Genomic DNA, 19592 nt, shown 5'->3' with positions numbered 1-19592 from the left:
GGCTTGGCAGTTGAGGTGGCCGGGCGGCAGAGTGCTGCACGTGTCGGATGGTCTTGTGCCGGATGACCTGTGGGAGCGGGTGGCGCCGCTGCTGCCGCCACGTCCGCCGCGACGCCACCGATCCGGGGCCTGCGCAGCAGGCCCCGCCGACGCCCCCGCAGGCTCTTCGCCGACCGCGGGCACGACCACGACAAGTACCGCCGCATCCTGCGCCACCGCGGCATCACCCCGAGGATCGCCCGCCGCGGCGTCACCCACGGCTCCGGACTCGGCAAGACCCGCTGGGTGGTCGAGCGGACCTTCGCCCGGCTCCACCGGTTCAAACGCCTGCGGACCCGCTACGAGATACGCGCCGACCTCCACCTCGGCCTGCTCCAACTCGCCTGCAGCATCATCTGCCTACGGAAGCTCCGCACCTCATTCTGAAATGATCAGTAAGTACTCCTCGTCGGAGAACGCGAGTCCCTCGACGCCCGGGCCCCACGGGCCGGCGGGCGTCTGCCGGGCGAGCAGCAGGATGTCGCTCACCCGGCCGAGCGCGTACAGCTCCATGTGCAGCACGCCGACCCGCTCGTCGGTGCGGCGGTCCTCCCACCAGCCGCTGCACGCGGCCGCGGTGTGCAGCCGTTCGCGGTACGCGCGGCCCGTCTCCGCCAGCCACGGGAGGGCGACCTCCCGGTGGGCCCCCGGCCCGGCGCCCTCCGTCAGGGCCTCGTACAGCTCGCGTCCGCCCGCCCCGGTGTCCATGATCGAAATCTAGCGGGGTGCGACCGCGGCGCGATCGCCGTTCATTTCAGCGTGGTCAGCCACTCCTCGACGGTGGTGACCTCGGCCTGACGGGGGAACACCTTGCCGGTGAGGACGCGGTGGACCTCGGGGTCGGCGTCGGCGCAGCCGTCGGAGAGGACGGTGAGGCGGTAGTCGAGGTCGGCGGCCTGCCGGACGGTGGACAGCACGACGCCGCTGGTCGCGATGCCGGTGAGGACGAGGTGCTCGATCCCGGAGCCGCGCAGGACGAGGTCGAGGTCGCTGCCCGCGAAGGCGCTGATCCGCTTCTTGGTGACCACGATGTCGCCCTCGCGCGGTGCCAGGTCGGGGTGGACGGCGGCGCCGGGGTCCTCGGGGGTGAACGCGCCGGGCCGCAGCGCACCGAAGCCCTTGTTGCGCGCGGAGATCTCGGGACGGCCGGGCCGGAAGCCGAGGACGACGTACACCACCGGGACGCCGGCGGCCCGGGCGGCCTCGACGGCGCGGGCGAGCCGTGGCAGGTGGTCGGGTTCGTCGATGCGGCTCACGATGCCGACCTGGATGTCCATCACGAGCAGGGCGGTGCCGGTCATGGCGGCGTTTCCTTCCGTACGGGCGTGCGGGCGGCGGCTACGGGCCGCGGTGGGCGGCGGCCGCTGCGGGTGGGGCGGGGGTGTCCTGCTGCGGGGCGCCGACCTGCCGCAGTGAGCGGTCGGCGACGGTGACGAGCAGGTGGAGGACGGCGGCGGCGAGCATGAACCGGGCCAGTTGGTGCAGGCCGGCGGTGTCGGCGCCGTGGCCGAGGAAGGCGCCGGTGGCCGCGGCGGCGACGATCGCGCCGAGGTAGCCGAAGGTGCGCAGCAGTCCGGCCGAGGAGCCGATCCGTGCGGGGTGCGCCTGGTGGTAGACGGCGCTCTGCAGGGCGAGTCCGTTGAGGCCCTGCGGAATGCCGAAGGCGAGCGCGACCACGAGCAGCAGCCAGATCGGGGAGTGCGGGCCGAGCAGCAGGACGAGGGTGCAGGCCGCGATCTGGCCGAGGGCGCCGGCGAGGAGTTTGCCGCGGATCTGCCGCCGCCGGCCGGTGACCGCGGAGACGACGATCGCCGTGCCGAAGAGCGGGAGTTGGACGAGTCCGGCCTGCGGGGCGGTGAGCCCTCGGCCCTCCTGCATCCACTGGGTGCAGCCGTAGAGGAAGGCGTAGGCGACGGTGTAGGCGAGCAGGGCACGGGTGTAGGTGGCGATCAGCGGCAGGTTTCCGCCGAGCACCCGCAGGTCGATGAACGGGTCGGCGGCGCGGCGCTCCCGGCGGGCGAAGCAGGCTGCCGCGAGGACGGCGACGGCGGGCAGGTACCAGTCCGCGGCCGCGGGGTGCATCAGGAAGAGCAGCAGCGGGACGAGCGCGGCGGCGAAGAGCGCCATCCCGGCGAGGTCCAGGGTGGTGGCGAGGCTGCCGCGGATGCGCTGCGGCGGGGCGGTGCGGGGCAGCCGGCGGGCACCGAGGTACAGCCCGGCGAGGGCGAGCGGGATGTTGACGGCGAGGGTGGTGCGCCAGCCGCCGAGGCCGATCAGCAGGCCGCCGAGCGAGGGGCCGATGACGGCGACGGTCTGGGTGGTGACGGCGAGGGCCGTCAGGACGGCGGCGGGGCCGTCCCGGCCGGTGCGGTCGGCCTCGCTGCGGACGAGGTACATGGCGGCCGGGTAGCCGGCGCAGGTGCCGAAGCCGAGCAGCACCCGGGCGGCGATCAGCACGCCGAGGTCCGGGGCGAGCATGCCGACCAGGCCGGCGACGCCGGTCAGTGCGGTGCCGGCCAGGAAGAGCCGGCGCGGGCCGTGCAGGTCGATGAGCCGGCCGACCACCGGCTGGCCGATCGCGGTGGCGAGGTAGAGCGCGGAGACCAGCCAGGCGGTGGCGGCGGGCGGGGCGCCGAAGGCGGCACCGATCGGCACCAGGGAGACGGCGAGGATCGCCGAGTTCACCGGGTTGAGGATCGCGCCGAGCATCATCGGCGCGAGCAGCCGGCGGTCGAAGGCGTCCTCGGGCGCTGCCCCGCGCCGGGGGCGCAGGGCGGAGCGGACGGTGCGGAGGTTCATGCGTCGGACAGCCTGTCCAGCAGGGCCAGCGCCTCGACGACGGTCTGCCGCTCCTGCTCGGTGAAGTGCGCCTGCAGGGAGCGGGCGAGCCACTCCTCACCGGCGCGCCGGCAGTCCTCCAGGAAGGCCAGGCCGGGGTCGCTCAGCGAGACCAGTTGGCGGCGGCCGTCGCTGGGGTCGGGGCGGCGCAGCACCAGGCCGCGCTCGTCGAGGACGGCGAGGGTGGCGGCCATCGACTGCGGCCGGACGCGCTCGGCGGCGGCCAGGTCGCTGGCGGAGGCCGGGCCGTCCTTGCTGAGCCGGCTGAGCACGGAGGTCTGGGTGGGGGTGAGCCCGTCCGTGTCGTACGTCTCCTTGAGGCGGCGGCGCAGCCGGCTGAAGACCACGCGGAGCTCCCGCGCCGCGCGGACGGCGGAGGCGGTGACGACGGCGGTGGCGGGCTCTTCCATGTCTCCCACCGTAGAACCTTCAGGTTGAACTGTCCAGCTAAGCTGCACAGTCTGGACTGTCCAATCCGCCCGGGACGCGGGCGGGCGTTCCCGCCCGGCGTGCGGCGGCGGCCCGGCGGTGAGCGAATCGAGGTGCGACGGCCGGCGGACGGCCGGACGAACCACAGGGAGGCTGCACCGTGGAGGGCTTCGACGCCGTCGCCGACCGGCTGTACACGCTGTCCCCGGCCGGCTTCACCGCGGCCCGGACGGCGGCCGCCGCCGAGGCCAGGCGGGCCGGCGACCGGGCGCTCGCCACCCGGATCGCCGCCCTGCGCCGGCCCACCCGCAGCGCCTGGGCGGTCAACCTGCTGGTGCACACCCGCCCCGAGGAGACGCGTGCCCTGCTCGACCTGGGCGGCTCGCTGCGCCGCGCGCAGGCCGAACTCGCCGGGCCCGCCCTGCGCGAACTGTCGGCCGAGCGCCGCCGGCTGGTCGCGGCGCTCACCGCGCAGGTCAGGGACGGCGCCGCCGAGGCCGGTGAACCGCTCGGCGAAGCGCCCTTGCGGGAGGTCGAGCAGTCGCTGCGGGCCGCGCTGGCGAGCGAGGCCGCCGCGGCGGCCTTCGCGGCGGGCCGGCTGACCGGCCCGCTGGAGGAGGGCGGCACCCTGCCGACCGGCGGGCTGCCCGCCGGGTGGGGTGCGCCGACGGCGGAACCGGCCGCGGAGCCCCCCACGCAATCCCGGCCGGAAGCTGAACGGCCGAAGACCACCAGGCCAGGACCTGGCCGCCGGAAGGCCCCGGAACCCGACCGCGCGGCGGAGCAGGAGGCCCGACGGCGGCGCACGGAGGCGGAACGCGCCCTCGCGGCGGCCGAGCAGGAGGAACGGGCCGCCGGACGTGAGCAGACCCGGCTGGACCGGGCGGCCGACCGCCTCGCCGCCGCCGAACGGAGGGCCGCCGACCGTACCGAGCAGGCCCGCGCGGCACTGCGCACCGCCGAGGCCGAGCTGTCCGCGGCGGAGGCCGACTCGCAGGAGGCCGGCCGCGCCCTGGCCGAGGCCCGGCGGGAGGCCTCCGACGCCGCCGACCGCAGCGCCGACGCCCGCACCCGGGCCGAACAGGCCCGCGCCCGGCTGGCGGAGCTGACCGACGACTGAGCAGCGGCCGACCGCCCGCCCACCGGCAGACGGCCGGCCGGCCGACGGGCCGGATGCCCTCCCGGCCGCGAAAGGCACTGGTCGGGGCCGTTGCCGCCGAGCCGCGGGGGCCTTCCGTCCGTACCCTGGAAGCCGGTGTGAACCCGTGCGCCGCCGGGCGGGCGACCGTCCGGGACCGCCGCAGGACGCGGCCGGCGATCCCGTCCGGGAGGGGTGCGCGGCGCTCGCTGAGAGGAGCGGCGATGACCAGGCCAGTGTGGACGGGTGTCCTGACGTTCGGCCTCGTGACCGTGCCGGTGGCGCTGTACACGGCGACGGACAGCCACACCGTCCGCTTCCACCAGCTCGAACGCGGCACCTCGGACCGGGTGCGCAACCGCCGGGTCAACGAGCGCACCGGCGAGGAGGTCGCCTTCGGCGACATCGTGAAGGGCTACGAGGTCGGCGACGGCGAGTACGTCGTCGTGGAGCCGGAGGAACTGGAGCAGATCTCGCCCGGCCGGTCGCGGACGATCGACGTCTCCGGCTTCGTCGACCTCGGCGAGATCGAGCCGATCTACTTCGACAAGACGTACTACCTGGGCCCGAAGGGCAAGGAGTACGGCAAGGTCTACGCCCTGCTGACCAAGGCCCTGGAGCGGTCGAACCGGGCCGGGCTGGCGATGTTCTCCATGCGCGGCAAGGAGTACCTGACGGCCGTCCGCTCGGAGAACGGCCTGCTGGAACTCCACACCATGCACTTCGCCGACGAGGTGCGGGACCCGCGCCGGGAGATCGACGACCTGCCGGACGGCCGGGAGAAGTTCAGCGGCGCCGAGCTGCGCACGGCGGAGCAGCTGATCGACACGCTGGCCGTCGACTGGGACCCGGAGGAGTACCGGGACACCTTCGAGGAGCAGGTCCGCCGCCTCATCGAGGACAAGCAGGCCGGCCGGGAGACGGTGCTCTCCGAGGGCCCGCCGACCGAGGCCACCAACGTCGTGGACCTGATGGACGTCCTGCGGCGGAGCCTGGACGACGCCCGCGGCGGGTCCGCGAAGCGCGGCTCGGGCGGGGCCGCGGAGGCGACCGGGTCCGCCCCGCGGGCGAAGGCCGGGCGGACGCCGAAGACCGCGGGCGGCAAGAAGAGCACCTCGTCGGCGGCGGACCGCGGCGGTGCGGCGCCGGAGAAGAAGCGGGTCGGTTCGTCGAAGGCGGCGGAGGACCTGTCGAAACTGACCAAGCCCGAGCTCTACAAGCGGGCCACGGAGCTCGGCATCCCGCACCGCTCGGCGATGAACCGCGACGAGCTGCAGGCCGCGGTGGAGAAGGCCGGCCGCGGGCTTCGCACGGCGTCCTGACCGGCCGGGGCCTTCACGGCCGGGGCACCCGCCGGGGCCTTCAGAGCCGGCCGGACGGCCGGGGCGTGCCGCCGGACCGGGGTGCGGCGGGCTCCGGCGCCGGCTGCAACGCGGACGGGTCGTAGAGCACCCAGCCCCAGTCCGCCGCGCCGCTTCCCCAGCGGACGAGGGCGACCCAGGCGGTGCTGCCGCGGTGCCGGCGCCAGGTGGTGAGCTCGGCGGGCCGCCAGCCGCTGCCGAGCCGGATCTGCACCCAGCGCCAGCGCGGTGCGACGTCCCGGCACGGACCGGGTCCGTTCATCAGTGCCTGCGGGGCGAACACCACGTCCCCCGGCACGGTCGGCGGCCGGGCCGCACGCGAGAACGGGACATCGGCGACCACCCCTCCATTCTCGAACACATGTTCCCATCTGGCAATGGGCGGCCGCGCCCACTACTCTCCCGCCATGGATCGGACCCGCCCGCTGGTCCGCGACGTCCTCCCGGACCTCGCCGACGAACTGACCGCCCTCCTGCTGGAGGAGGGCGAACACCGGCTGGCCGCGGGCGTCCCGACGCTGCGGCTGGTGGCGGAGTGCGGCTGCGGCGAGGCGTCCTGCCAGAGCATCCGTACCTCCGAGCACCCGCCGGGCCGGCCGTACGGGCCGGGCCACCGCACCGTGCCGCTGCTCGCCGACGCGGGCCTGCTCGTCCTCGACGTGGTCGACGACCGGATCGTCCACGTCGAGGTGCTGGACCGACCGCCGATGCGGCGCCGGACCGCCGGGATGTGACGGGCAGCGGGTCGATCGCGTAGTTTTCCCTGCTTACCGTCCGAACCGGGCGGGGGCGGGTAGGCGCGACGGCGCCCTCGTCCGTCCGGCAGCCGCAGGGAGGTGTGGAACGCATGACCGACGACCTGCACGGCGGGCCGCTCAGGGATCCGGCCGCACTGGAGATGGTGTGCGACGCCGTCGGCGACGACGGCGCGCTGTGCCGGGTGACCGGCACCCTCACCGAAGCCAGCCTGCTCCAGGCCGGACAGGGCCTCGACCTGGCCCTCCGGACCGGTCGGCGGCTGCTGGTGCTCGACCTCGCCCGCGTCCTGGTGTGCGACTCCGCCGCGATGGACTACCTGCTGCGGTTCGGCGAGGACGCCCGGGCCGCCGGTGTCCGGCTCCGCCTGTCGGCGGCCAGCCCCGCCGTCAGCCGCGTCCTGGACGAGACCGGCCGCCGGGCCGTCCTCGCCGTCTACGACTCGGTGGAGGAGGCGATGGCGACAGCCCTCGAGGAGGCCGTCGAGGCCGTCGAGGCAACCGTTGGCCCCACTGGCGGCGCGGACACCGCAACCACCGCGGACACGACCGCGGACACGGAGCTTCCGGAGCAGCGCCCGAGCCCGTGAGGACGGGTCGGGCCCGGTGGGCGGCGGCGCCGGCGGTCAGCCGAGCAGGCGGACGGGCGCGCCGACCAGGAACGCCTCGATGTCCTCCACCGCCTGGCCGTAGTACGTCTCGTAGTTGCCGCGCGAGACGTAGCCGAGGTGCGGGGTGGCGAGCAGCCGGGGCGCGGTGCGCATCGGGTGGTCCGCCGGCAGCGGCTCGATGTCGAAGACGTCGACGCCCGCGCCTGCGATCCGGCCCTCGTGCAGGGCGGCGAGCAGGGCCTCCTGGTCGACGATCGCGGCCCTGGAGGTGTTCACCAGGTAGGCGGTGGGCTTCATCAGTGCGAGTTCGGGTGCGCCCAGCAGCCCGCGGCTCCGCTCGCCGAGGGCCAGGTGGACGGAGACCACGTCACTGCTCGCGAGCAGGTCCTCCTTGGACGGGGCGAGGGCGACGCCGACCTCGCCGGCCCGTTCCGCGGTGAGGTTCGGGCTCCAGGCGACGACGTCCATGCCGAAGGCCAGGCCGACCTGCGCCACCCGGCTGCCGATCTTGCCGAGGCCGAGCAGGCCGAGCCGGCGGCCGTGCAGGTCGGCACCGACGGTGCTCTGCCACGGGCCGCCCTGCCGCAGGGCGGTCGACTCGGAGACCAGGCCGCGGGCGAGGCCGAGGATCAGCGCCCAGGTGAGTTCGACCGGCGGGGTGGAGAGGCTCTGCGTGCCGCAGACGGTGATGCCGAGTTCGGCGGCGGCCGCCCGGTCGATGACGGAGTTCCGCATGCCGGAGGCGATCAGCAGCCGCAGCCCGGGCAGCCGGCGCAGCAGTGTGCCGGGGAAGGCCACCCGCTCGCGCAGGGTCACCACGATGTCGAAGTCGGCGAGCGCGGCGGCGAGCGCGTCCTCGTCGGTGAAGTGCTCGCGGAAGCTCACGACCTCGACCCGGCCGTCCAGCCGCGACCAGTCCGCGACGGTCGTCGCGACGCCCTGGAAGTCGTCGAGCACGGCACAGCGCAGCTGCATCCTGCAGTCCTCTCGGGGTTCGTAAGGCCACGGCAGGCCCTGCCGGTCACCGATGGCCACCGGTGATCACGTGCAGGCTATCCCGCCGCTACCGCCGGCCGACGCGGCGTCAGCGGAGGCCCCGTCAGCCGAGGCGCCGTCAGTCCAAGCGGATGTGCCGGACGCTCGTCCAGGTCCGCCGGAGGGCGCCGCGCAGCGGGCCGCCGGTGTCGGGGGCGAGCCGGATCCCGGCCGACGCGGCGATCCGGTCCGCGACCTGGGCGACGGTCAGCCGGTCGGTCCACAGGTGCTCGGCGAACTCCTCGCCCCGCAGGCGCTCCAGGCACAGGTCGAGCCTGGACACCGCGAAGCTCTCGCGGCGCAGCGGCGCGTCCTTGCCCGCGGCGGCCCGCAGGGCGTGGCCGAGGCCGCGGCCGCGCAGCCTGCGGAGCACCGTGTCCCGTTCCGCGAGCAGGGCGAAGTGCCGGACGTCGTGGCCACGGTCGCGCAGCCGGCCGACGGTCTCCCGGAAGTACTGCGGGTCGACGACGGTCATCGGCACGAGGACGGCCCCGGGGTGCCGGTCGAGGACCAGGTCGAGGACCTCGAAGACACCCCGGCGCCACGTCTCCAGGTCCTGGAAGTCGCCGCGCAGGGCGGGCGGCAGCATCCGGTGCAGGCCGAAGCCGAGGTGCTCGGGGTCGCAGACGAGGCTGCCGGGCAGCCGTCGGCGGAGTTCGTACGCGGTCTGCGTCTTGCCGCCGCCGAAGGGGCCGTTGATCCACAGGAGCACGGCCCGACCCTACTCCGCCGGCGCCGGGACGCCGGTCACCCGGGCTGCGGGCCGCGGTGGGCCTCGACGACCGCGGTCAGCACCTCCTGCCAGGGGGTGGGGGCCAGGCCGAAGGTCCGCTCGGCGGCGGCGGAGTCCATCACGAAGGGCCGTTCCAGCTGGTAGGCGGTCTCGCGGACGGCCCGGACGGTGGGGTTCACCAGACCGAGCAGGGCGAGCACCGGGCCGGGGATCCGGCTCACCGGCACCGGCGGCAGGCCGGCGGCGCGGGCGAGGTCGGCGACGGCCTCGCGCTGGGTGCGCGGCGGGTTGCTGGGGACGTGCCAGGGCCGGCCCCAGGCGCGTTCGTCGCTGCCGACGGCTACCAGCAGCCGGGCGGCGGCGAGGGTGTACGTCCAGCTGTGCGTGGTGTCGGGGTCGCCGAGCACCTGGACGCCTCGGCCGGCGAGCACCCGGGGCACCACGCGCTCGCCGAGCACGCTCTCCGCGCCGGGGCCGACGTAGTCGGAGCCGCGGACCTCGGTGGCGCGGATCCGCCCGGCCCGGTGCAGGGCCTCGGCGTCCTGCCACATCTTGGCCCGGACCGCGCCCTTGACGGTGTTGCGGGCCAGCGGGGTGTCCTCGGTCATCGGCCCGTCGACCGCGCCGTAGCCGTACAGGTTGCCGACCGTGGCGAGGACGGCTCCGGAGCTCTCGGCGGCGCCGAGCAGTACGGCGGCGAGCGGCGGCCAGTCGGTCGCCCACGAGGTCCACCGGATCGGCACCCTGCTCGGGATCGTGCCCGCGGCCGGCTGAGGCCGGCCTTCAGGCCCCGGCGCGGACGATCTCCTGCCAGGTGTCCGACGGACAGAGCCCCTGCGGGGTGTTCTTGAGGAACTGCCGGTACGGCACGTCGCGGCGCCGCAGCTCCAGCCAGTGGTCCTTGCCGGAGACCAGGTCCCAGCCGTCGTTGGGCATCTTGACGAAGTCGTCGCGGTGGTCCTTCGACTGGCTGGTGATCTGCAGGACGGTGGCGTGCGAGGCGTGGCTCTCCAGGACGACGCAGTAGTGCCGCAGCGCCTGGCTGCGGTCCTCGCGCAGCGGGATCTCGGCCAGCCAGACCTCACCGGGGGCGGGCCGGCGGACGGTGGTGCGCGGACGGACGGGGATGTGCACCGGCCGCGCGGGTGCGGCCGGTGCCGCGCCGCGCCGCCCCCACCAGCGGACGACGTAGTAGCAGACCGCGGTGGCGACGGCGGAGGCCACCGTGCCGAGGGTGGCCGCGAGCACGTGCTCGCCGGCCGCCTGGGTCGCCGGGTCACCGAGCGACCGGCCCGCCAGCCCGGCCCGGACGACCGCCGGAGCGGCGAGCGCGGCACCGGCCGCCGCGGCGCCGATCAGGGCCGCACGGACGAGCAGGGCGACCGGTCGCGGTCTGCCCCGGCCGCCGGCCATCCAGCCCAGCAGCAGCGCGGTGAAGACGGAGATCGCCCACAGCACGGCCCGCTGGGAGGCCTGCAGCGGGGGTTGCGGCGTGCTGGAGGCGGCCATCACCCAGGGCAGCACCGCGGGCAGGGCGAGCAGGTACCCGGCGACGAACCAGCCGGGGAACAGCAGGAGGACGGCGCACCCGCAGCCGCCCCCGTCCGCCCGTCCGACCCCGGGACCGTAGTGCCCTGACATCGCCACCCCCCGGTGCCGCCGTTGCATTCCGGCCGACGATAGCGGGGGCACCCGCCCACCGGGGCGAAACGACCGAAACGGTCGACGGACCGTCAGGCGACGATCTGGTAGATGCCCCTGGCGGTCAGGTACAGGCCCGCCACCAGCGACAGTGTGACGATCAGCCGCTCCTGGTGCCGCGTCAGCCAGGTCCGCAGGGCGTTCAGCCGGGCGTTCGCGGCGGCCGGCGACCGGAGGGCGTACACCTCCATGACGGCCAGGCTGAGCGTGGCCAGCAGGCAGTAGACGATCAGGGCGATCCAGTCGGTGAGGGAGGAGAGGTCGGCGTCGACGACGACGGCCGCGCCGGCCCCGACCAGCGCCCAGGGCTGCAGCAGCCAGGCGAGTCCGGCCGCGGTGCCGAGCGAGGCGTTGTCGACCCGGGCCGTCCAGCGCGGCGGGCCGTGCGGCCGGGGCGGCCGCCGGCGGCGGTACACGGCGTAGCCCGCCAGGCCGACGCCGATGGCCAGCTCGGCGGCGTCGGCCGCGGTCGACGGGGTGCTGTGGCGGGCGGGCGGGGTTCCGCCGGTCAGCAGCAGCACGCACACCACCACCGCGACCAGGTTGGCGAGCCAGGACAGCACGAAGGCCAGGCCCTTGCGGGCGCCGCGCTGCGAGGAGAGCAGCAGGATGAAGGCGCTGTTGTGCAGGGGCCCGAGGGTGATGGCCGTGCCGATCACGACCAGGTCGACCACCATCGCCTCAGCCGCTCCCGGAGGTCGGGGCCGCCTGCCGTCTCCGGACGGGCGGGCCGGTCGGGCACGGGCGGGCGGCACCCGCGGCGCCGCACCCCGACTCTCCGGCCCGCCGCCGCACCGGTCAAGCGGACCACGCCGACACCGCCCGGAATGCCACCGGGCGGCCGGACACCGCCTACACCCCGTTCTCGAGGGCCCGCAGCACCCGGCGGGCGTCGTGTCGGAACATCCGCGGCCCGACCGTCCGGTACGCCAGGGAGAGCAGCCGGGCACCGGGTGTGCCGAGGAACTCCCGGACCCAGATCATCTCGACGTGGCTCCCGCTCGCGGTCGGCGTGGCGGTGAGCTCCCAGGTGCTGCCGGGGGCGTAGACGTTGGAGTCCACCACACGGGCCTTCACCGAACCCGGCCGCGACCAGTCGTAGGCGCAGCGCTCCCAGACGACCACGCCGGCCCGGCTGCCCTCCGTGACGTCCGCCGACGACGCACCGACACGGTGCACCCGGAAGTGCTTCGGTGACACCGCGGGGAAGACGGCCGCCCTGCGCGGCGAGAAGTCGTGCGCCGCCTCCAGCACACGGTCGGCCGTCACCGGGGTCTCGACGGCCACCCGGATCGTCGTCGCCATGATCCGATTCTACCGACGGACCCCGCGCCGCCCCATCCGACCGGCCGCCGCCGTCAGCGCACGAGCGGGAGGAAGATCGTGTCGACGATCTCCTCCAGGACGTGGTCGGGCACGGGGGCGTAGGTCGTGAGGATCTCGTGGCGCAGCAGGTCGAAGGGGAGGGCCTTGATCCGGTCGCTGAGGCGGTCCGGGTCGATCTCGCCGCGGGCGGCGGCCCGTTCGAAGAGCACGTCGCCGCTGGGCTCGTGCCCGCCGGCGAGGAGGTCGCCGGGGCCGGTGCCCGTCTCCTGGTAGTAGCCGGCCAGGTGCACGCTCATCACGGTGACGAGCCGGACGCGGGTGGCGTTGATCGTCCGCATCAGGGTGAGGACGTCCTCGCGCAGGCTCCCGGTGTCGGGCGCCTCGATCCGGGACTCCTCCAGGACGTGGGCGATCGCGGCGCGGACGAGCTCGTCGCGGTCGGCCCAGCGGCGGTAGAGCACCGGGGGGCTGGTGCCGGCGCGGCGGCCGACGGCGTCCATGGTGAACCGGGCGTAGCCGTTGGCCGTGAGCTCCTCCCAGGCCGCGTCGAGGAGTGCCTTCTCCAGTGCCGCCCCGCGGCGCCGCTCGGGCATCCGAACCTCCATTAGAAAGACTTGCCTATCTTATTTCGCCGCCCTACGCTGGGCGCCGCAAGATAGGACTCTATATCTTAAGGCGGTTGCCCGTGAGCATCCCCGAGATCACCGGGGCCGGTGCCGGAACGACGGCGCCCGACCCCGACCGCGTCGACCCCGCCGTGTGGCGCACGGCCTTCACCGTCGTGGTCGGCGCCCTCGCCGTCGTCTTCGACACCACCGTCGTCACCGTCGCCCTCGGCGACCTGGCCCGGGAACTCGGCGCTCCGCTCGCCACGATCCAGTGGGTGAGCACCGGCTACCTGCTGGCCGTCTTCGCCACCGTCCCGCTCGCCGGCTGGGCGCAGGCCCAGCTCGGCGGCAGGCGCCTGTGGATCGCCGCCCTGGGCGTGTTCCTGCTCGGCTCGGTGCTGAGCGCCCTGGCGTGGAACGCGCCCGCCCTCATCGTCTTCCGCGTCGTCCAGGGGATCGGCGGCGGCATCATGATGCCGCTCATGGCCACCCTGGTCGTCCAGGCCGCGAAGGGGCGCAACATCGGCCGGGTGATGGCCGCCGTCACCCTGCCCACCGCACTCGGTCCCGTCCTCGGCCCCGTGCTGGGCGGCGTCGTGCTGAGCGTGGCCGACTGGCGCTGGCTCTTCCTCGTCAACGTGCCCTTCTGCGCCGTCGGCGCCTGGCTGGCCCGGCGCAACCTGCCCGACGACCGGCCCGCACCCGACGGCCCCCGCACCCGTCTCGACGCCGCCGGCCTGCTACTGCTCTCCCCGGGGGTCGCGGCGACCGTCTACGGCCTGTCCCGGGTCGCGGGCAGCGCGGGCTTCGCGAGCGCCGGGGTGCTGGTGCCGCTGCTCGGCGGGCTCGCCCTGACCGGCGGATTCACCGCACGGGCCCTGACCCGCACCGGTGCCCTGGTCGACCTGCGGCTCCTGCGCCATCGGGCGCTGGCCTCGTCCTCCGCCCTGGGCTTCCTGGCCGGCGCCGCCCTGTACGGGGCGATGCTGCTGCTGCCGCTGTACTGGCAGCAGGTCCGCGGCGAGGACGCGCTCGGCGCCGGGCTGCTCCTCGTCCCGCAGGGCGTCGGCGCGCTGCTCGCCCGCACCCTGGCCGGCGGCCTCACCGACCGTCTCGGGCCGCGTCCGGTCGCCCTCGCCGGGTTCGTGCTCACGACCGCCGCGACCGTGCCGTTCGCGCTCGCCACCGCCGGCTCCGGCGAGCTGCCGCTGATGGCCGCACTGCTCCTCCGCGGCATCGGCATGGGCGCCGTCATGATCCCGCTCAGCGGCGCCGTCTTCACCGGCCTGGGACACCGGGAGATCCCGGACGCGAGCATCATCACCCGGATCGCCCAGCAGGTCGGCGGCTCGGTGGGCACCGCCGCGCTCGCGGTCGTCCTCCAGCACGCCACGGGCGGAGCCCGCACCCCGGACGCCCTGGCCGGCGGCTTCGCCGACGCCTTCTGGTGGTCGGCCGGCCTCACCGCCGTCGCCGTGCCGCTCTGCATGCTGCTGCCCGGCCGCCGGCGCCCCTGATCACCCGAACGGTCGACCGCTCCCGACCGGCGGCTTCCGGCCGGCGACTTCCGGCCGACAGCACCCGCCGGGCGGGGTGCCGCACTCCCCGGGCACCCGGACGACGGCAGCGGTCGTCCGGCCGCTCGCCCGGTCGGGGCAGATCCGCAGGACGGGTGGTCGGACGGCGGCCGAACCGGGCACGGATGACCGGACGGATGCCGAGAACCGGTCCGGCGACCGCCTGCGCTTCCAGGAAGGGACCACCGTGCCCACGAGCCGTGCCCAGGATCCGGGTCCCTCCCCCGAGACCGGCAGGGCGTTCCGCATCGCCCGGGACTTCGTCTTCGAGGACGCCGCGCTCGGACGGCTGCGCTACCACCTGCTGCGGCTCACCACGGTCGGGCTCACCCGGGACGAGGTCGAGGACGTGCGCGAGCTCGGACGGCTGGCCTTCGACGGCACCGACCCGGCCGGCTGCGCCGCACGGATCAGGGACCGGGCCGGTGCGAGCCGCCTCGCGGTGGCCCTCGTGGAGATCGTCGAGCACGCGGAGCCGGACGAGCGGGGCCCGGTCCTGGTCGGTGCGGTGCTCGGCGCGTACGCGAGCCTCGGCAGTGTCGGCAGCGGCGAGGGCACGACGGCGGCGCTGCTGGGCGCCGTCGGGGGTGCGGTGGTGGCGGCCTCGCGGTTCTTCGTCGAACGGCGGATGCAGCTGGAGGGTCTGGCCGTCTACCTCGGCGCCGAGGACTGACCTCCGTCCGGCGCGGGCGCGTCCCGGGCCGCGGCTCTCGCGAGGGCTTCGCGGGTCGCGTGCCGGCCGCCGAGCAGGAAGGCGTACTCGCTGGAGTCGACGGCGTGGGCGCGGGCGCCGGTCAGCACCACCCGCACGGCGGGCCGGGTGCCGGGCGCCGCCGCGGAGAGTTCGTCGCGGACGCCGTGCTCGCAGGCGGCGAAGAAGACCGGCAGGTCCTCCGGCCAGTCCCAGTCGGCCAGCACACCGGACGCCACCTCGAAGACGACACCCTCCTCGGCGGGCTCGAAGTCCAGGGTGACGTCGACGAACGGGCCGCAGCCGCCGACGCCGTGCTTGCGGTACCGCACGGAGCGCACCGGACGGACGGGGAAGCGCACCGGCTCGGTCATGGCGGCACCCTACCGGGGCCGCGCTCGGACTTTCGTCCCGCGACGACGGGCCGATCGTCGCATCCCCCGGTCCACCGCGCGGTCTACGCTCGTAGACACAGTGCTCGCCGGCACAGTGCTCGTAGACGCAGCGCCCGTCGGCACAGCGCTCGCACACGCAGTGGGAGGGCGACCGGGGACGCGCATCGTCGGACCTCGTGGGACGGACCCCGCCCTTGGAGGACGAGAGCCATGCATACCCTGATCGCGGCGGACCTCACCCTGCCCCGTGTTCCCCAGGCCGTGACCAGGGCCCGGCACACGGTGACCGCGCTGGTGGCGGACTGCACCGTCGCCGACGACGCGCGCCTGCTGATCTCCGAGGCGGTCGCCAACGCCGTCGAGCACACCGCCGGGCCCGCCGTCCGGATCCGCATCAGCCACGACAGCCGCTCCGGTGAACTGCTCTGCCACGTCCGGGACTTCTCCCGCACGGTGCCCCGCCACGAGCCGACGGCCGCACCGGACGGCGAGGCGGAGGGCGGCCGGGGACTGCACCTCATCGCCGCGCTCAGCGAGAGCTGGGGGTACGAGAGGGACGCCGCGGGCAAGCAGCTCTGGTTCCGCCTCCTGCCGAAGGAGGAGGCCTGGGGTGTGTCTTCAAAGATGATCAAGTGATGAGCGATCATGTCGGGCGTGATACGTCGTCACGAGCTTTCGGATGTCGAGTGGGCCGCGCTCTCGCGGTTCCTGCCGAGTTGGAGCGGACGTTTTCCCGGCTGGGGCGGTACAGACGGTTGGCGAGGGACTACGAGCGCAAGACCGCGCACGCCGAGGCGATGATCAAGGTCACGATGATCCGGCTCATGGCCGCTCGCCTCGCCGGTGAGGAGGTCGAACCGCGCGGTCCCATCGAGACCGAAGCAGCCCGCCGCCTCGCCGACGACCTCAAGAACGAGTAGTCACCCACGTACCCAACACTTTCTGAGCCGAACGCCTGCGCCCGTTCGCGGGCCGGGAGGCGCGGTCTACGACGCACCCCCGCTCCGGCCCAGGTCCTGGCCGCGCAGACGCTCGGCCTCGGCGAGGAACCAGGCCGGGCGGACGAGTTCGACGTTGCCGACGATGCCATCGGCGGCGCGGGTGAGGGCGTCGGCGGCTGCCGCGGGCTGGGAGGCGGGCACGGCCCGGGCCGCCTCGGCGAGGGCTTCCGCCGCCGCTGCCTCCGTCGCTCCGGCGAGCCGGAGCGACGCCGCCGCCCGGTCCGCGGCGTCGGCCGCTCGGTCGTACCGCTCCTCGGTCCAGTAGGCCCATGCCAGATCGAACAGCGACACCCCGACGGCGCGGGGATTCTCCATCTGCAGCGACTCGTCCAGCGCCGCCTCCAGGGCGGTGACCGCCTCCGCCCGGCGGCCCAGCGCCAGTAGGGCAATGCCCTGGGCGTTGAAGGCGTAGTTGACGGCTTCGCTCACGCCCGCGTCCCGGTATCCGCGGATGGCTTCGTCGCCGGCCGGGAGCACGTCCTCCCAACGGCCCAGCACCAGGAGTGCGATGGCGCGCGCGTTCCATGAACGCGCCTCTGTGAGACGGTCGCCGGACCCGCGCGCCAGGCCGCGCAGGCGGTCCGCGCCGGCGAGCGCGGCCGTGCCTTCGCCGAGGTAGCTGTGGGTGAGGCTGAGGCTCAGCAGCGCGTGCGCCTCGCCATCCGTATCGCCCGTCTCCTGCGCTAGTTGGGCGGCCCGGGCCAGCGGCTTCGCCGCGGCGTCGAGGCTACCGAGCTGCCGGTGCGCGTCGCCCAGGCCGAACAGGGCGTCCCTCAAGGATCCACGCTCACCATGGCGTTCCGCCAGATCGGCGGCCTGGGTGAACAGGGCGACGGCATCCGCCATCGGACCCGCGCTGAGCCGTGCGTGCCCGAAGCCGATGAGATGGGCGAGGCGTGCCCGGTCGTCCGTCAACTGTCCCTCCAGGGTCAGGTGCATCGAAATCACTGCGGCCACTCCTCCGCGCCAGATCATCCACTCGCTGATCTTGCCGAGGACCAGCGCGGCCTGGTCCGGTTCCCCGGCGCGGGTCCGGTGCTCGAACTCGCGCCGGTACGGCTGGATATCGTCCAGAGTGCGCCAGGTCTCGCGGGGCGGGGCGATCCCCGCGTACCAGTCGGCTGCCCGCCGCTCCACGGACCGGCGTCCCAGCGGGCCGTCCAGGGGCATGGCTCCGTACGCCAGGTCGGCGTCCATCGGGTGCAGCGCGAATGTGCGGCTCGCCCGGTCGACCGAGAGCATGTGCACCCGGAGCAGTTCGGCCAGCACCACGGCGAGATCGAGTTCCGGCGCGAGCCCGGCGACGATCCACTCGATCGCCTGGCGCGGCACCGGTGTGCGCAGCACCGCGAGGACGTTCAACACGGTGCGGCCTTCGGGACCGAGCCGGTGGTACCGGTCCTCGGCGAGGCCCGCGACCACATCCCCGCGCAAGGTGAAGTCCTCCAGGATCTCGCGCAGCGTCGGCAGGGTGAGCATGTCGTCGGCCATCGCGCCCACAAGGAGCTCCAACGCCCTCGGCACACCGTGGACATGGACCGAGGCGCGGAGCAGCTCCGCGTCTGAGAGTTGCCCGACGCCGAGGCTCCCGTCCCGGTCGAGCTCTCGCAGCAGCGCCACCGAGTCACCGGCGGGCAGTCCGTCGGACAGCTCGACCTCGACGGCGAAGCGCCGCAGCTCCGGTGCGAGGCGCAGCGGTACCTGCGAGGTGACCAGCAGTCGGGGCGTGGCCCTGGTCCGGAAGAGGCAGTCGAAGAAGACGGCGAGGTCCTCGTCGTCGAGGCGGCCGTCGTCCTGGAGCCGGTCCTCGAGGTTGTCCATGAGGATGACGACGAGCTCGTCCCCCATCGCGGAGAAGAGCTCTCCGACCTTCTCCGGCACGGGCCGGTTCGAGGACCAGACCTCCTGGAGGCGCCGCTCGCGGTCGGGGCCGAGTACCCGGGCGCAGTCGAAGTACACGCGCTCCAGCGAGACCCCGGTCGTGCGGGTGCTCAGGTTGACGAGTGCGGACGGCAGGGGCGCGGACACCCGGCCGGGCCACTCCCCGTTCGCCAGCCCTTCCATGACCTTGGCCGCGACCGCGCTCTTGCCCATACCGCGCCGCCCGGTGACGGTCACCACGCGGATGGCCGGGTCCGCGAGACAGCGGCCGATCGTCTCGCGCGCCTCGGTCCGGTCCTTGAACAGTTCCAGCCCGTGAGCCACGGGCAGCCCGATGACCCGGAAGCCCGCCGGCTCAGGGGGTTCGGGCTCCGCGTTTGCCGACTCGGCGGCCGAACGCGGGAGCGCCTCCGGATCGGGTATCGCCAGCAGCCGGACGAGCTCGCGTCGCTGCGGCTCGTCGACCCGTCGCAGCGCGTGGTCGATCCGGGCCGCGGTCAGTCGGCCCATCCCCTCCCCGCGGTGATGTTCGGCGACCACGCCGACGATGCGGCTTCCCGCCCAGACCGCTGCGCCTGACATCCCTGACCACGGCGACACCGCGGGGTCCGGGTCGGCCGCGGCCGCCGGCACGGTGAGCTCCAGGGTGCCGGTCCTCAGGTTGGACAGTGCCGCGACGGTCCCGTCGGCCTGGTGCAGTTCCCGGAAGGCGCGCCCGTCGGCACGACGTCGCTGCTTCCACAGCGGGAATCCCGCCGCGTGGACGGCGACCACGGCGTGGCGATCGTCGGGGATGCGACCGAACCGGGCGGGAGGCACGGACTGCGCGCCCGGCGGCGTGAAGCTGAGCACTGCCAGGTCGGTTCCGGGGTCCGCCCAGGACACCGCGGCCTGTGCCGCCCACTGTCCGGCGCGGTCGGCGTCGAAGCGCACGCGCACCTCCGCGGCCTCCGCCACCACGTGCCAGGCTGTCAGGACCGCGGTGTCGCCGACTCGGTAGCCGGATCCGCGCCGCCCCCTTCCGGCGGCGGAGGTGGCGATGACCTCAGCGATGCGGTGCGGGTCCAGGCCTCGGTCCGCAGCCTCCGGGTCCGCGGCGTCCCGGTCCGCGGGTTCCCGGTCAGTCCTCACCGAACAGCTCGTCTCCGGAGATCAGGGCCATCCGGTCCGGGGCGTGGGCGCGGACGGGCTGCAGCACCAGGGTGAGCTTCTGCGTGGTCGTAGCCGAGCGCTTCACCGACACACCCGCGTCAAACACCCAGAACCGCACCTTCACCCCGGGCTCGTGGCTCCGCTCCACGCCCACGGTCAGCTCCAACTCGACGCGCTCGGCCCGGAAGCGCAGACCCGCGTCCTCGCCCTCGGCCATCGCCCGGCTCAGCTCCCGGCGCAACTGCGCGATCATCTCCGCCAGCTCGACGGCATCATCCACGACCCAGCCCCCAACCCGCTCGTTCCCCAATCACTGTTCAG

The 19592-nt window shown here is 74.7% G+C and carries 22 protein-coding genes and 2 pseudogenes; 9 read left to right on the top strand and 15 right to left on the bottom strand.

The features are described from left to right. Positions 1–108: 108 nt before the first annotated feature. Positions 109–426 (top strand): annotated as a pseudogene (locus AB0O09_RS12675) (transposase); the annotation flags it as partial. Here the strand turns inward: AB0O09_RS12675 and AB0O09_RS12670 are convergent. The 4 genes from AB0O09_RS12670 to AB0O09_RS12655 are packed head-to-tail and all read right to left on the bottom strand — an operon-like array spanning position 418 to position 3287. Continuing rightward, positions 418–747, bottom strand: coding sequence for a hypothetical protein (locus AB0O09_RS12670; protein ID WP_363541601.1), 330 nt, complete (start codon positions 745–747; stop codon positions 418–420). The pseudogene AB0O09_RS12675 and the gene AB0O09_RS12670 sit on opposite strands and share 9 nt — an antisense overlap. 41 nt (positions 748–788) lie before the next feature. Next, positions 789–1340, bottom strand: coding sequence for an isochorismatase family cysteine hydrolase (locus tag AB0O09_RS12665; protein ID WP_363541600.1), 552 nt, complete (start codon positions 1338–1340; stop codon positions 789–791). A gap of 37 nt (positions 1341–1377) precedes the next feature. Next, entirely contained in the window at positions 1378–2838 is a 1461-nt protein-coding gene (locus tag AB0O09_RS12660; protein ID WP_363541599.1) for an MFS transporter, read from the bottom strand. Further along, a complete protein-coding gene (locus tag AB0O09_RS12655) occupies positions 2835–3287 on the bottom strand; it encodes a MarR family transcriptional regulator (RefSeq protein ID WP_363541598.1) in 453 nt (150 codons plus the stop codon). Before AB0O09_RS12655 ends, AB0O09_RS12660 begins: the two co-directional genes overlap by 4 nt. A 179-nt stretch (positions 3288–3466) precedes the next feature. On the opposite strand from AB0O09_RS12655, the gene AB0O09_RS12650 reads away from it, so the two are divergent. Further along, entirely contained in the window at positions 3467–4426 is a 960-nt protein-coding gene (locus AB0O09_RS12650) for a hypothetical protein (RefSeq protein ID WP_363541597.1), read from the top strand. Between the two features lie 242 nt (positions 4427–4668). Continuing rightward, positions 4669–5766: a Ku protein gene (locus AB0O09_RS12645; protein ID WP_363541596.1), complete on the top strand. Its 1098-nt coding sequence runs from the start codon at positions 4669–4671 to the stop codon at positions 5764–5766. Between the two features lie 40 nt (positions 5767–5806). Here AB0O09_RS12645 and AB0O09_RS12640 read toward each other — a convergent pair whose 3' ends face one another. Further along, positions 5807–6148, bottom strand: coding sequence for a hypothetical protein (locus AB0O09_RS12640; RefSeq protein WP_363541595.1), 342 nt, complete (start codon positions 6146–6148; stop codon positions 5807–5809). Positions 6149–6212: 64 nt separating this feature from the next. Here AB0O09_RS12640 and AB0O09_RS12635 point away from each other — a divergent pair, with 64 nt between their 5' ends. Then, positions 6213–6539 carry a hypothetical protein gene (locus tag AB0O09_RS12635; protein WP_363541594.1) on the top strand — a complete coding sequence of 109 codons (327 nt, stop codon included), beginning with the start codon at positions 6213–6215 and terminating at the stop codon, positions 6537–6539. A 113-nt stretch (positions 6540–6652) separates the two neighbouring features. Then, the gene (locus AB0O09_RS12630) at positions 6653–7150 is read left to right on the top strand and encodes an STAS domain-containing protein (protein WP_363541593.1); all 498 of its coding nucleotides are present in this window, start codon (positions 6653–6655) and stop codon (positions 7148–7150) included. A gap of 36 nt (positions 7151–7186) precedes the next feature. On the opposite strand, the gene AB0O09_RS12625 is transcribed toward AB0O09_RS12630, so the two are convergent. From AB0O09_RS12625 to AB0O09_RS12595, 7 genes are all read right to left on the bottom strand, one after another. Then, positions 7187–8146: a D-2-hydroxyacid dehydrogenase family protein gene (locus tag AB0O09_RS12625; RefSeq protein WP_363541592.1), complete on the bottom strand. Its 960-nt coding sequence runs from the start codon at positions 8144–8146 to the stop codon at positions 7187–7189. Between the two features lie 139 nt (positions 8147–8285). Continuing rightward, the gene (locus AB0O09_RS12620; RefSeq protein WP_363541591.1) at positions 8286–8918 is read right to left on the bottom strand and encodes an ATP-binding protein; all 633 of its coding nucleotides are present in this window, start codon (positions 8916–8918) and stop codon (positions 8286–8288) included. 35 nt (positions 8919–8953) lie between these two features. Continuing rightward, on the bottom strand, positions 8954–9682 hold the full coding sequence (locus tag AB0O09_RS12615) for an NAD-dependent epimerase/dehydratase family protein (RefSeq protein WP_363541590.1): 729 nt from the start codon (positions 9680–9682) through the stop codon (positions 8954–8956). 40 nt (positions 9683–9722) lie between these two features. Beyond that, a complete protein-coding gene (locus AB0O09_RS12610; protein WP_363541588.1) occupies positions 9723–10580 on the bottom strand; it encodes a hypothetical protein in 858 nt (285 codons plus the stop codon). A gap of 92 nt (positions 10581–10672) precedes the next feature. After that, a complete protein-coding gene (locus AB0O09_RS12605; RefSeq protein ID WP_363541587.1) occupies positions 10673–11317 on the bottom strand; it encodes a GAP family protein in 645 nt (214 codons plus the stop codon). A gap of 175 nt (positions 11318–11492) precedes the next feature. Continuing rightward, the gene (locus tag AB0O09_RS12600; protein ID WP_363541586.1) at positions 11493–11945 is read right to left on the bottom strand and encodes a hypothetical protein; all 453 of its coding nucleotides are present in this window, start codon (positions 11943–11945) and stop codon (positions 11493–11495) included. Between the two features lie 53 nt (positions 11946–11998). Continuing rightward, positions 11999–12559, bottom strand: coding sequence for a TetR/AcrR family transcriptional regulator (locus tag AB0O09_RS12595; RefSeq protein WP_363541585.1), 561 nt, complete (start codon positions 12557–12559; stop codon positions 11999–12001). Between the two features lie 92 nt (positions 12560–12651). On the opposite strand from AB0O09_RS12595, the gene AB0O09_RS12590 reads away from it, so the two are divergent. Further along, the gene (locus tag AB0O09_RS12590; protein ID WP_363541584.1) at positions 12652–14091 is read left to right on the top strand and encodes an MDR family MFS transporter; all 1440 of its coding nucleotides are present in this window, start codon (positions 12652–12654) and stop codon (positions 14089–14091) included. Positions 14092–14338: 247 nt separating this feature from the next. Beyond that, positions 14339–14824 (top strand): hypothetical protein, encoded by a 486-nt coding sequence (locus tag AB0O09_RS12585; RefSeq protein WP_363541583.1) that lies wholly within the window; start codon positions 14339–14341, stop codon positions 14822–14824. Here AB0O09_RS12585 and AB0O09_RS12580 read toward each other — a convergent pair. Next, positions 14803–15216 carry a hypothetical protein gene (locus AB0O09_RS12580; RefSeq protein WP_363541582.1) on the bottom strand — a complete coding sequence of 138 codons (414 nt, stop codon included), beginning with the start codon at positions 15214–15216 and terminating at the stop codon, positions 14803–14805. The two genes, AB0O09_RS12585 and AB0O09_RS12580, sit on opposite strands and share 22 nt — an antisense overlap. Positions 15217–15447: 231 nt before the next feature. On the opposite strand from AB0O09_RS12580, the gene AB0O09_RS12575 reads away from it, so the two are divergent. Together AB0O09_RS12575 and AB0O09_RS12570 are read left to right on the top strand one after the other, a co-directional pair. Then, the gene (locus AB0O09_RS12575) at positions 15448–15873 is read left to right on the top strand and encodes an ATP-binding protein (RefSeq protein ID WP_363541581.1); all 426 of its coding nucleotides are present in this window, start codon (positions 15448–15450) and stop codon (positions 15871–15873) included. Positions 15874–15953: 80 nt separating this feature from the next. Further along, positions 15954–16157 (top strand): annotated as a pseudogene (locus tag AB0O09_RS12570) (IS5/IS1182 family transposase); the annotation flags it as partial. Between the two features lie 66 nt (positions 16158–16223). Here AB0O09_RS12570 and AB0O09_RS12565 read toward each other — a convergent pair. Together AB0O09_RS12565 and AB0O09_RS12560 are read right to left on the bottom strand one after the other, a co-directional pair. After that, positions 16224–19250: a trypsin-like peptidase domain-containing protein gene (locus AB0O09_RS12565; RefSeq protein WP_363541580.1), complete on the bottom strand. Its 3027-nt coding sequence runs from the start codon at positions 19248–19250 to the stop codon at positions 16224–16226. Beyond that, positions 19240–19551, bottom strand: coding sequence for a trypco2 family protein (locus AB0O09_RS12560; protein WP_363541579.1), 312 nt, complete (start codon positions 19549–19551; stop codon positions 19240–19242). The genes AB0O09_RS12565 and AB0O09_RS12560 overlap by 11 nt, the downstream gene beginning before the upstream one ends. Positions 19552–19592 lie beyond the last annotated feature (41 nt).

The sequence above is a fragment of the Kitasatospora sp. NPDC093679 genome (genome assembly GCF_040683455.1).
Classification (GTDB): domain Bacteria; phylum Actinomycetota; class Actinomycetes; order Streptomycetales; family Streptomycetaceae; genus Kitasatospora; species Kitasatospora arboriphila.
This window is presented reverse-complemented; position numbering and strand designations above follow the sequence as displayed.